This is a genomic window from Streptomyces sp. NPDC056503, from assembly GCF_042794995.1.
Taxonomy (GTDB): Bacteria; Actinomycetota; Actinomycetes; order Streptomycetales; family Streptomycetaceae; genus Streptomyces.
In genome coordinates this window covers 1-11706 of record NZ_JBHTST010000195.1, presented here as the reverse complement: position 1 = coordinate 11706, position 11706 = coordinate 1, and the positions used below count along the sequence as shown (strand labels likewise).

The window sequence follows — 11706 nt, the reverse complement described above, 5'->3', positions numbered from 1 at the left end:
GAACGCCCCCGACCGCCCCCGACAGACCCCGAAAGGACCTGAAAGGACCCGAACGGGGGGGGGCCCCCCCCCGCCCCCCGGGGGGGGGGGGCCACCCCGCGCCGTACCGCGGGTCAGGCCAGCTGGGTGGCCTGCAGACGGGCGTAGGCCGCGTCGCGGGCGAGCAGTTCCCGGTGGCTTCCGGACTCCACCACCCGGCCCCGCTCCAGCACCACGATCCGGTCCGCCCGCCGGATCGTGGACAGCCGGTGGGCCACCACGAAGACCGTGCGACCGGCGACGAGCCGGGCGAGCGCCTCCTGGACCTGCGCCTCCGAGCGGGCGTCCAGCGCCGACGTGGCCTCGTCGAGCACCAGGACCCGGGGATCGCGGATGAGCGCCCGCGCGATCGCGAGCCGCTGGCGCTGACCGCCCGAGAGCCGGGTGCCGCGCTCCCCCACCACCGTGTCGAGGCCGTCGGGCAGGGCGTCGACGAACTCCGCGGCGTTGGCGTCGCGCAGGGCGCGCCGCAGCGTCGCCTCGTCGACGCCCTCCATGCCGTAGGTGACGTTCTCCCGGATGCTCCCCTCGAAGAGGACGGACTCCTGGGGGACGACGGAGACGAACCTGCGGAAGCTCCGCAGGTCGAGCCCGCCCATGTCCCGCCCGTCGAGGAACACCCGGCCCGCCGTGGGACGGTGGAAGCCGAGCACCAGGTTGAGCAGCGTGGACTTCCCCGCGCCGGACCCGCCGACGATCGCGAGCGTGGTGCCGACCGGCACGTCGAGGTCCACCTCGCTGAGGGCGGGCTCGTCGCCGTCGCCGTGCGTCAGGCCCACGTTCTCGAACCGGAACGCGCCCGCGACCTCCTCCACCCGCCGCTTGCCGTCGTTGACCTCCAGGTCGGGAGCCTGGAGGACCTCGCCGACCGACTTGAGGGACTCCACGGCCTTGCCCACCACGGGAGCCAGCGCGAGCAGGCTCGTGACGGCGCCGGTCAGGGTGGAGAAGTAGGCGCTGAGCATCACGACCTCGCCCGGGGTGACCGACGTCCATCCGTAGTAGGCGACGAGCGCCGCGCCGGCCAGGCAGGCCGTGCCGAGCCCGTTGAAGACGACCCAGGAGAGCGACCCGAAGCGGGCGTTGAGCAGGTCGAGCCGTGTCCCCTCCCGCTGCACCCGGTCGAGCTCGCGTCCGACGCGGCCCAGGGCCGTGCGCTCCAGGGCGTGCGCGCGGGTGATGGGGATGAGGGTCGTCATGTCACTGACGGAGGCGGACATGCGCTCCACGGAGCGCCGGTAGGAGGTGTTCCCCTCGCCGAGCCGCGCGCGCAGGGCGCCGATGAGCAGCACGGCGACGGGGATCAGGAAGAGGAAGACCGGGAGGAAGACCGGCGTGACCACGGCGATGACGGCGAGCCCGCCGGCGAGCGTCGCGACGGCGGTGAGGCCGTTGTCCGCGGTCTGCTGGAGTCCCGTCTCCAGCGTCTCGACGTCCCGGACGACCTTGGCGTGCAGCACGGACGAGCTGGTCCGGCTGTGGAAGCCGATGGAGAGCTGCTGCATCCGTGTGACGAGGGCGGACCGCAGGTCGCGGCCGAGCCGGCGGATCGCCCCGTGCATCCAGCGGACGTACAGCAGGTGCAGCGGCGGGTTCAGGAGGAGGACCGTGAGCATCACGGCGCAGTTCCACCACAGTTCGGCGACGGGCCGGTGCTCGACGACGACGTCGATGACGTTCGCCGTCACCGGCGGGAGCAGCCAGACGGGCGCGTGCTTGACGAAGAAGACCGCGACGGCCCCGGCGAGCCGGGCGCGGTCGGGCCGGAAGAGGTAGTGGACGGTGCGGATCGGGTGTTCACCGCGGTAGCGGTGGTCCAGGGGGCTGTGGTTCATGGCTCCTGCGGGTTCCTTCGTCGGGGCGGCCGCGGCTCTCGCCGCGGCACGCGCCCGGTGGCGGCATCGGGACCAGGGCGAAGGTCCGCCGCGTGCGAGGGCAGCCCGGTTCCGCGGCCGTGGGACGACCCGGATCTCCCTGGGGGCGAGGACGGCGGCGTGCTCTCGGAGAAGCATGCGTCGCGCGGCCCCCCGGATTCCAGTGCCGGCGAGCCCGCTCCGAAGTTTTGCGAAACCCTGGCTGAACCGGCTTCTCCGGACTAAGAAAACGATCACGATGCGGCACCCTCGAGTGCGCGAGGAAGGTGGTCGTGCATGTGCTCCATGACGGCGACACGTCCAAGCCGCCGGAGCCGGTGACCAGCGATTTCCGTGAGGGCGTGCGCCCTGTAGCGACCGAAGGCGCATCCGATGGCCGCTCGTCCGGCGCGGGGTAGGCCCCCGGCGGAAGAACCGGCAGGTCCACCTCCGGCACCGCGGCCAGGGCAGGTGATCCGCTGTTCCGCCAGCGGCGGAAAGCGGCCCGACCGGACTCGACGATCACTACTGTCCCGTCGCATGACGACGATTACCACGCGCACGGTCGAGTACCCGGCCGACGGTCTGACGATGATCGGGCACCTCGCGCTCCCGGCCGGAGTCGGTCGCCGGCCCGCGGTGCTGCTCGGGCCGGAGGGCACGGGGCTCAGCGACGTCGAGCGCCGCCGGGCCGATGCTCTCGCCGAGCTGGGATACGTGGCGCTGGCCTTCGACCTTCACGGCGGGCGCTATTTGGGTGACCCCGAGGAGATGCTGGCCCGTTGCATGCCGCTGCTCGCCGACCCCGACCGGATGCGGGGCATCGGTCATGCGGCGCTCGACGTGTTGCGCGCCGAGCCGCGGACCGATCCCGACCGGATCGCCGCCGTCGGCTACGGCACCGGCGGCGCCATCGGGCTGGAGCTCGGGCGCGACGGCGTCGACCTGCGCGCGATCGGGACAGTCAACGCACTGACCACGGGCCGACCGGGCGAGGCGGCGCGCATTCGCTGCCCGGTGTGGGCCGGGGTGGGGTCCGAAGACCCGATCATGCCGCCCGCGCAACGCGACGCCTTCACCGCCGAGATGCAAGCCGCGGGCGTCGACTGGCGCCTCGTGGTCTACGGCGGAGCCCTGCACGCCTTCCACCACCCGTCGGTCGACCACACCGTGCGCCCCGGCGTCGGCTACCACCCCCAGCACGCGCAGCGAGCCTGGCACGACGTCGTCGACCTGCTCGCCGAGTGCCTGCCCGTGACGGAGTGATCTGGTGGAATCGGCGCGGCGGGGTGCCTGGCGGGTCGTACCGCACCCCCGCCGGAAAGGCTCCAGCGGGTGGTGACGGGCATGCGGCCGGCGCCGGTCGGATCGCGCCGGCGGCACCGGGTCGACGAGCGGGCCGCCGCCCGACTCGATCCAGAAGTCGTAGAAGCCGCGCAGCACCGCGTTGCCGTGCCGAATCGTCCGTGGCGTGTAGCGGTCGTCCAGGTACGTCTTCCTCGTGATCGGATGCGTGGTGCCCGCGGTCGACGCGGAATGCGTACGCGCCGACCTGCGCGGCTTCGTCGCGGCCGGACCGGCGCCACCACGGCACCCGGCCCGCGCCCCGGGTGGCGGTAAGGTCGGGGGGTCGAGGGGTGAGGATGGAGCTGGGGTGGCAGTGAAGCGGCCGACGATGGCGGACATCGCGCGTCGGGCGGGTGTGTCGAAGGTGGCTGTCTCCTACGCCCTGAACGACCAGCCCGGAGTCTCGGAGGCCACCCGGGCCTCGATCAAGAGCATCGCCGCGGAACTGGGCTGGCGGCCCAACAGCGCCGCCCGGGCCCTGACCGGCGGGCGGGCGCGGGCGGTCGGGCTGATCGTCCGGCGGCCGGCCCGGACGCTCGGTGTGGAGCCGTTCTTCATGGAGTTCATCAGCGGCGTGGAGACGGTGCTCGCCGAGCAGGCGTACGCGCTGATGCTCCAGATGGCGGCGGACCAGGAGCAGGAGATCGAGGTCTGCCGGCGCTGGTGGGGCGAGCGGCGCGTCGACGGCGTCTTCCTCATGGACCTGCGGACCGGCGACGCGAGGATCGACGCCGTCCGCGACGTCGACCTTCCCGCGGTGGTCATCGGCCCGCCGGAGGTGGCCGGGGGGCTGCCGGCCGTCTGGTCCGACGACGGCGAGAGCATGCGGGAGATCGTGCGGTACCTGGCGGCGCTGGGGCACCGGAGGATCGCGCGGGTGGCGGGTCCCGCCGAGCTCGCGCACACGGCGGTCCGCGACACGGCGCTCGCGGAGGCGTGCCGGGAGGCGGGGATCCCGGAGGCGACGGTGGTGCACACCGACTACACCGGCGACGAGGGCGCGCGGGCCGCGCGGGCGCTGCTGATCGCGCCCCGGCGGCCGACGGCGATCGTCTTCGACAACGACATCATGGCCGTGGCCGCGCTGTCGGTCGCCCAGGAACTGGGTCTGACGATCCCGGCCGACCTGTCCGTCGTCGCCTGGGACGAGTCGCCGCTGACGCAGGTGGTGCGCCCGACGCTGTCGGCGGTCACCCGCGACATCCCGGCGTACGGAGCCCGCTCCGCGACCGCGCTGCTCGCCCTAATCGACGGGGAGGACGTCGGCAGCGTGCGCGAGGGGTACGCGCACTTCGTGCCGCGGGGCAGCACCTCTCCTCCGCCTCCGGAGTCGGACCCGCGCTGATCACCCGCCCGCGGGGAGACCGCGGGGCCGGGCCGTCCCCTCGTCGGCCCGGCCCCGCGTGACGTGGCGCTCCCCTACTTGGTGGCTCCCTGGGCGAAGCCGTTGTAGATCCACCGCTGGAGGAGCAGGAAGACGATCAGCGTCGGGACGATCACGAGGATCACCCCGGCGGAGATGGCCTCCCAGTGCGCCCCGAAGGGCCCCTTGAAGCGGAAGAGCGCGGTGGAGATGGTCCCGAGGTCCTCGGAGTGCATGTAGAGGAAGGGGATGTAGAAGTCGTTGTAGGTGGTGATCCCCTTGATGATGACGACGGTGGCGATCGCGGGCTTGAGCAGCGGGAAGATGATCTTCCGGTAGATGGTGAAGGCGTTGGCGCCGTCGAGCCGGGCGGCCTCGTCGAGCGAGACGGGGATGCCCCGGATGAACTGCAGGAAGATGTAGACCGAGACGATGTCGGTGCCCATGTAGAGCAGGATCGGCGCCCAGCGGGTGTCGATCAGGCCGAAGCCGTTGATCACCTGGAAGGTCGCGACCTGGGTGGTGACGCCGGGCACGAGCGTGGCGATCAGGAAGCCGGCCATGACGAGCTTCTTGCCGCGGAAGTCGAAGCGGTCGACGGCGTAGGCGGTCATCGAGCCGATGACCACCGTGCCGCCGATGGAGAAGACGAGGATGAACGCGGTGTTCCCGAAGGCCATGAGCATCTTGCCGTCGTCGAACGCCGTGACGTAGTTCTCGAAGTTGAACCAGTTCCCCGGCAGGGAGAGCGCGCTGCTGGCGCCGACCTCCTCGGAGGTCTTGAGCGAGGTCAGGAAGACGACGGCCAGCGGGACCAGGACGACCGCGGACGCCGCGAGGAGCGACAGGTAGGTCAGCACGCTGCCGACGGGCGGTCGGCGGCGCGTGGTGCGGGGCCGGTTCGGGGCGGCGGTGAGGTCGGGGGAGGTCATACGAGGTCCACCTTGTCGTCGGGCACGAGCCGGCGCTGGATCCAGGTGACCAGCAGGATGATCAGGAGCAGCACCACGGCCGCGGCCGAGGCCAGGCCGGTCTTGTTGAACTGGAAGGCGAGCTTGATCGTCTGGATGACGAAGGTCTGGGTGCCGGTCGCGCCGCCGGTCATGATGTAGGGGATCTCGAAGACCGACAGCGAGCCGGAGATCGCCAGGATGGCGCTCAGGCTGATCACGGGCTTGATGCCGGGGGCGATGATGTGCCGGAACTGCTTCCACTTCCCGGCTCCGTCCAGCTCCGCCGCCTCGTACAGCTCTCCCGGGATGGACTGGATCGCGCCGAGGAAGAGGACGAAGTTCAGTCCGGTGAAGCGCCAGACGGAGACGCCCGCGAGGGAGACGTTGGCCGAGGTCGGGTCGCCGAGCCACGGGTGGTCGGTGGTCACGCCGAGCCAGGCCAGTACCGAGTCGAGGGTGCCGCCGTCCTGGAAGAAGTACAGGAAGACGAAGCCGATCGCGACGCCGTTGATCAGGTAGGGGAAGAACAGGATCCCCTTGAAGAAGTTCCGGAACCGCAGGTTGAAGCTGAGGATCACCGCGAAGTACAGCGCGACGACGATCTGGACCACGGACGCCGCGAGGTAGTAACCGCTGACGAAGAACACCCGGAAGAGCTCGGGGCGGGTGAAGATCCGGACGTAGTTGTCGAAGCCCACGCTCTCCCGGTCGGGGCTGACGCCGTCCCAGTCGGTGAAGCTGTACGAGACCATGCTCGCGACCGGGACGTACGTGAACGTGATCAGCAGGGCCAGTGGGGCCGCCAGGAACAGCCAGGGCGTGATCCGCCGGAGCGGCGAGTCGCGCCAGGACCGTGTCCGTCCGGCGGATGGGCCGCTCCGGCGGCGCGCGGTCCGGCGCCCTCGGTTCCCGGGGGCCGTCGTCTTGTCCGTGCTGGATCGCCCTGTCATGGCGGCGCCCTCTGGTGCGGTGTCGGTGGTCTGGGTCATGTCGGCCTTTCGTGTCCGCGTCCGCGGAAGGTCCAGGGGCCCCGGCCGGTGTCGTACGGCCGGGGCCCGCTCCGCCGGTATCAGCTACCGGCGGTCTTCGCCGCCTCGTCCCACCTCTTGTTCAGGTCGGCGAAGAAGTCCTCGAGGCTGCCCTTCGCGGCGCCACGGGCCGTGTCGATCAGCTTCTGTCGGTAGTCCTGCTTGTTCAGGCCGATCTCGGCGGCCTCGTCGATGTCGTTGACGGCCGCGGTCTTCGCCTCGGAGCGGTCGAAGAACCTGACATCGTTGTCAACGAAGTCCTTCAGGGTGCCGGGCATCGGGGCGGACTTGACCGCGGAGACCACGCCCTCCTTCTCCGCGAAGCCGGACTTCTCGGTGAACCAGTCCACCCAGGCGCGGGCGGCCGGCTTGTTGTGCGAGTGGATACTCACCGCCTGCTGGTAGTCGGAGACCAGCGCCGCGCAGTGCTTGCCGTCCTTCTGGACCGGGAAGGGCATGAAGCCGATGTCCTCCGCCGAGCCGCCGGCCTCCGCGGCCGCGGCCTGCATCTGCGTGATCGACCAGGAGCCCAGCATCATCGTGGCTATCCTGCCCTCGCCGAGGAGCGCCTTGGAGGTCTCCCAGTTGGTGGTCGTCGGGTCCTTCTCCGACAGGCCCCGCTTCACGATCTCGTAGAGGAGGCCGTCGGTGGCGTTCAGCTCGCTTCCGGCCTTCCAGGGCGAGACCGGTCCGGCGAGGGCGTTGCCCGCCTGGGCGTCGCAGCCGACGACGCCGAGGTTGTTGGTCCACTGGACCAGCGGCCAGCCGTCCTTGAAGTTGGTGTAGTACGGCGTGGCGCCGGTCTTGTCCTTGACCGCCTCCAGGCCCGCCAGGAACTCGTCGGGCGTCTTCGGCCAGGCGGTGACGCCCGCCCGCTTCCACAGCTTCTTGTTGTAGACGAAGCCGTTGGCGGTGCCGAACTGGGCGACGCCGTAGACCTTGCCGTCCACCTCGGCCTTGTCGGAGAAGCGGTACTTCGACAGCTCGGCGGTGGTGCCGAGGGGGGCGAAGAACTTCGGGTAGTCGTTCTTGGCGACCGCGCCGGGGATGAAGAGCACGTCACCGTACTCGTTGGTGTTCATGCGGATCTTCACCTCCCCCTCGTAGTCGGTGATGCCGTCGAACGTGACCTTCACCTTCGGGTAGACCTTGTTGAACTCGGCCGCGTACTGCTTCAGGACCCCGTTCTGCACCAGGTCGGTCCGCTGCGTGAGGACCTTGATCTCGCCGGAGACCTCCTTCGGGTCCGACGGCGGAGCGGCCACCTCACCGGTGGCACCGCCGCCTCCGCCTCCGCACGCCGACAGCGCGAGCATCACGGCGGTCAGCACGGCGCCCGAGAGCGCGGTCGTCTTCTTGTTCCCCATGGCCCAACTCCTTCAAAGTCACGGCTCAGGTCATCGGTGGGATGTCGGCACTATGTCAGCCAGTCGTGAACCGGTAAAGTACCGATTTCCAGCGTGATGCCTAATCGTTACCGGACCGACCGGCCGTCAAGGCCGAGGAAACCCCGCACCCCAAGGCATCGTGCGCTGCGCAAGCCGTTCGCTTCACCGGTTCATGGACAGTTAAGTAAATGTGGGGCTAACTTGTCGGCCCGTACACGCATCCCGCCCACTGCCAGGCGATTGGAGCCGCACACCATGAAGGACGTCACCCCGCTGCACGAAGGGTGGAGCCTGCGCCACGAGGACGCAGCGCTCCCCGCCCGGGTGCCCGGTTGTGTCCACACCGACCTGCTCGCCGCCGGGGTGATACCGGACCCGTTCCTCGGACGGAACGAGACCGCGATCGCCTGGGTCGGCCGTCGCGCCTGGTCGTACGTGACGGACCTCGCCGCCCACGGTGGCGGCCACGAGCGGAGCGAGCTGGTCTTCGAGGGCCTGGACACCGCCGCCGAGATCCTGGTCGACGGCGAACCGCTCGGCTCCACCCGGAACATGCACCGCGTCCACCGCTTCGACGTCACCGGCCGGTCGGGATCGCTGGAGGTCCGCTTCGACTCCGCGTACGACGAGGCCGAAAGGGTCCGCGCCCTCACCGGCGACCGGCCCAACGTCTACCCCGAGCCCTTCCAGTACATCCGCAAGATGGCCTGCTCCTTCGGCTGGGACTGGGGCCCCACCGTGGTCACCGCCGGCATGTGGCGGCCCGTGCGGATCGAGCACTGGTCGACCGCCCGGCTCGCCGAGGTCCGCCCGCTGGTCGGCGTCGACGGCACGACCGGCCGGGTCGAGCTGCGGATCCGGACCGCACGCACCGCGAGCGGCACGGACCGTCCGCTCACCCTGCGCGCCACGGTGGCCGGGGTGGTCGCCGAGACCGTCTTCGAGGGCGCGGAGGCGGTGCTCCGCCTCGACGTGCCCGAGCCGGAGCTGTGGTGGCCGCGGGGGTACGGATCCCAGCCGCTGTACGGACTCGCCGTCGAACTCCTGGACGAGGCCGGCGAGCCGCTCGACTCCTGGTCGCGCCGGATCGGTTTCCGCACCGTCACCGTCGACCGCTCCGCCGACGCGCACGGCACCGGCTTCACCTTCGTCGTCAACGGCGTGCGGATCTTCGCGCGCGGGGTCAACTGGATCCCGGACGACGTCCTGCCGTCCCGGGTCACGCCCGAGCGCTACCGCACCCGCCTCACCCAGGCCGCCGACGCCCACATCGACCTCGTCCGTATCTGGGGCGGCGGCATCTACGAGGACGACGCCTTCTACGACGTCTGCGACGAACTGGGCCTGATGGTCTGGCAGGACTTCCTCTTCGCCTGCGCCGCCTACCCCGAGGAGCAGCCGCTGCGCGGAGAAGTGGAGGCGGAGGCGCGCGACAACGTTGTCCGCCTGATGCCGCACGCCAGCCTCGTCCTGTGGAACGGCAACAACGAGAACCTCTGGGGCTTCCGCGACTGGGACTGGGAGCGGCCGCTCGCCGGCGACTCCTGGGGCGAGGGCTACTACCTCGGGATCCTCCCCCGGATCGTCGCCGAACTCGACCCCACCCGCCCCTACACCGCCGGCAGCCCGTGGTCCGGCTCCTGGGACCACCACCCCAACGACCCCCGGCACGGCACCCACCACTCGTGGGAGGTGTGGAACCGGCAGGACTACGCCGACTACCGGGCCGACGTCCCCCGCTTCTGCGCCGAGTTCGGCTGGCAGGCCCCGCCCGCGCTCGCGACCCTCCGCCGCGCGCTGCCCGACGAGGACCTCGCCCCCGACTCCCCCGGGATGCTCCACCACCAGAAGGCCGAGGACGGCAACGGCAAGCTGAACCGGGGCATCGAACGCCACTTCGGCCTCCCCGAGGACGACTTCGACCGCTGGCACTACCTCGCCCAGGTCGTCCAGGCACGGGCGGTGGCCGCCGGCATCGAGCACTGGCGCTCCCACTGGCCGGTCTGCGCCGGCGCGGTCGTCTGGCAGCTCAACGACTGCTGGCCGGTGAGCTCCTGGGCCGCGATCGACGGCGACGGGCACCTCAAGCCCCTGTACCACGAGCTCCGCCGCGTCTACGCCGACCGCCTCCTCAGCCTCGTCCCCGCCGAGGAGGGCCCCGTGCTCGCCCTCGACAACCAGTCCGGCACCACCTGGCGCACCACCGTCGTCCTGCGCCGCCTCGACGCGGACGGCACCGTGCTGCGGGAGACCTCGCTCGACCTGGAGGCGGCGCCCCGGACGGTCGTACGCCTGGTCGTCCCGGCCTCGCTGCTCCCGGACGCCGGCTCCGGGAAGGAGCTGCTGGTCGCCGACGCCGACGGCCTGCGCGCGGTCCACCTCCCGGTGTTCGACAAGGAGTTCGCCTACCCGGTGCCCGCGTACGACGTCCGGGTCGAGGCCGCCGGGGACGGTTCCCCGGTCGTGGTGGTCACCGCCCGCACCCTGGTGCGGGACCTCCTCCTCCAGGCCGACCGGCTGGCCCCGTCCGCGAGCGCCGACCACGGGCTGGTCACCCTGCTCCCGGGCGAGGAGGTCCGGATCGGCGTGCGCGGCTGGACGGGCACCGATCCGGAGCAGGTGCGGGCCGCCCTGTTCAGCGTGGGAGCGGCGTGAGCGCCCCAGCCCCTCGCGTCCCCGGCCCGCGCGTCACGATCAACGACGTCGCCGCGCGGGCCGGCGTCTCCAAGGGCGCCGTCTCCATCGCCTTCAACAACCGTCCCGGGGTGTCCCCGACGACCCGGGAGCGGATCTTCGAGGCGGCCCGGGAGCTCGGCTGGAGCCCCCACCAGACCGCGCGCAACCTGTCCGGACGGCGCGCGGGCATCGTCGGGCTGGCGATCTGCCGGCCGGCCCGGCTGCTCGGGCTCGAACCCTTCTACATGGAGTTCATCTCCGGGATCGAGGACGTCCTCGCCGGGCGTTCCTGCTCCCTGCTGCTCCGGCTCGTCCGCGACCTGGACGAGGAGACCGCGCTGTACGAGGAGTGGTGGCGCAGCCGGACGGTCGGCGGGGCGATCCTGGTCGACTTCCACCGGGACGACCCGCGGGTCCCGCCGCTGCGGGCGCTCGGGATGCCGGCGGTGGCCGTCGGGCATCCGTCGCTGACGGGCGGCTTCCCCTCGGTCTGGACGGACGACGCCTCGGCGGCGGCGGAGGCCGTGCGCTATCTGGCGGCGCTCGGGCACCGGCGGATCGCCCGCGTCGGCGGCCCCGCCGGGCTCGGGCACAGCGGGATCCGTGCCGCCGCCTTCGAGGCCACCATGGCCGAACTGGGCCTGGACGGAGGCCGGCAGATGGCGACCGGCTTCGTCGGGGAGGAAGGCGCGCGGGCGACCCGCAGTCTCCTGATGTCCCCGGACCGGCCGACGGCCATCGTGTACGACAACGACATCATGGCCGTCGCGGGGGCGGCGGTGGCGGCGGAGATGGGCCTCTCGGTCCCCGACGACCTCTCCCTGCTGGCCTGGGACGACTCCCAGTTGTGCCGTCTGACGCATCCGCCGCTGTCGGCGATGAGCCACGACGTGCACCAGTTCGGCGAGGAGGTCGCCCGGACCCTGTTCGGGGTCATCGAGGGCACCCACAAGGGCGCGCGCCAGGTGCCCACCCCGTCGCTGACCCCGCGGGGGTCGACGGGGCCGCCGCGGCGTACGTAGCCGGGCACGGCACGGCGTCGAGGGGCCGCCTCCCGGG

At 71.6% G+C, this 11706-nt stretch carries 8 protein-coding genes; 4 read left to right on the top strand and 4 right to left on the bottom strand.

The features are described from left to right. Positions 1-113: 113 nt before the first annotated feature. Positions 114-1874, bottom strand: coding sequence for an ABC transporter ATP-binding protein (locus ACFQ8C_RS34745; protein WP_383465594.1), 1761 nt, complete (start codon positions 1872-1874; stop codon positions 114-116). Between the two features lie 558 nt (positions 1875-2432). On the opposite strand from ACFQ8C_RS34745, the gene ACFQ8C_RS34740 reads away from it, so the two are divergent. Next, a complete protein-coding gene (locus ACFQ8C_RS34740) occupies positions 2433-3158 on the top strand; it encodes a dienelactone hydrolase family protein (protein WP_383465592.1) in 726 nt (241 codons plus the stop codon). Positions 3159-3552: 394 nt separating this feature from the next. After that, positions 3553-4584, top strand: coding sequence for a LacI family DNA-binding transcriptional regulator (locus ACFQ8C_RS34735; protein ID WP_383465598.1), 1032 nt, complete (start codon positions 3553-3555; stop codon positions 4582-4584). 74 nt (positions 4585-4658) lie between these two features. On the opposite strand, the gene ACFQ8C_RS34730 is transcribed toward ACFQ8C_RS34735, so the two are convergent. The 3 genes from ACFQ8C_RS34730 to ACFQ8C_RS34720 all read right to left on the bottom strand — a co-directional run bounded on the left by ACFQ8C_RS34730 (position 4659) and on the right by ACFQ8C_RS34720 (position 7950). After that, the gene (locus ACFQ8C_RS34730) at positions 4659-5534 is read right to left on the bottom strand and encodes a carbohydrate ABC transporter permease (RefSeq protein ID WP_383465591.1); all 876 of its coding nucleotides are present in this window, start codon (positions 5532-5534) and stop codon (positions 4659-4661) included. After that, complete coding sequence (locus ACFQ8C_RS34725; RefSeq protein ID WP_383465596.1) at positions 5531-6505, bottom strand: carbohydrate ABC transporter permease; 975 nt, start codon at positions 6503-6505, stop codon at positions 5531-5533. The genes ACFQ8C_RS34730 and ACFQ8C_RS34725 overlap by 4 nt, the downstream gene beginning before the upstream one ends. 119 nt (positions 6506-6624) lie before the next feature. Next, on the bottom strand, positions 6625-7950 hold the full coding sequence (locus ACFQ8C_RS34720; protein WP_383465589.1) for an ABC transporter substrate-binding protein: 1326 nt from the start codon (positions 7948-7950) through the stop codon (positions 6625-6627). A gap of 276 nt (positions 7951-8226) precedes the next feature. Between ACFQ8C_RS34720 and ACFQ8C_RS34715 the strand changes: the two genes are divergently transcribed. Both ACFQ8C_RS34715 and ACFQ8C_RS34710 read left to right on the top strand, forming a co-directional pair. After that, positions 8227-10626, top strand: coding sequence for a glycoside hydrolase family 2 protein (locus ACFQ8C_RS34715; RefSeq protein WP_383465588.1), 2400 nt, complete (start codon positions 8227-8229; stop codon positions 10624-10626). Further along, entirely contained in the window at positions 10623-11669 is a 1047-nt protein-coding gene (locus tag ACFQ8C_RS34710; protein ID WP_383465586.1) for a LacI family DNA-binding transcriptional regulator, read from the top strand. The genes ACFQ8C_RS34715 and ACFQ8C_RS34710 overlap by 4 nt, the downstream gene beginning before the upstream one ends. Positions 11670-11706: the final 37 nt, after the last annotated feature.

What these genes read in the sequence shown, in the direction of transcription:
- ACFQ8C_RS34745 (WP_383465594.1), bottom strand. Translation starts at nt 1,874, where the DNA reads ATGAACCACAGCCCCCTGGACCACCGCTACCGCGGTGAACACCCGATC.
- ACFQ8C_RS34740 (WP_383465592.1), top strand. Translation starts at nt 2,433, where the DNA reads ATGACGACGATTACCACGCGCACGGTCGAGTACCCGGCCGACGGTCTG.
- ACFQ8C_RS34730 (WP_383465591.1), bottom strand. Translation starts at nt 5,534, where the DNA reads ATGACCTCCCCCGACCTCACCGCCGCCCCGAACCGGCCCCGCACCACG.
- ACFQ8C_RS34725 (WP_383465596.1), bottom strand. Translation starts at nt 6,505, where the DNA reads ATGACAGGGCGATCCAGCACGGACAAGACGACGGCCCCCGGGAACCGA.
- ACFQ8C_RS34720 (WP_383465589.1), bottom strand. Translation starts at nt 7,950, where the DNA reads ATGGGGAACAAGAAGACGACCGCGCTCTCGGGCGCCGTGCTGACCGCC.
- ACFQ8C_RS34715 (WP_383465588.1), top strand. Translation starts at nt 8,227, where the DNA reads ATGAAGGACGTCACCCCGCTGCACGAAGGGTGGAGCCTGCGCCACGAG.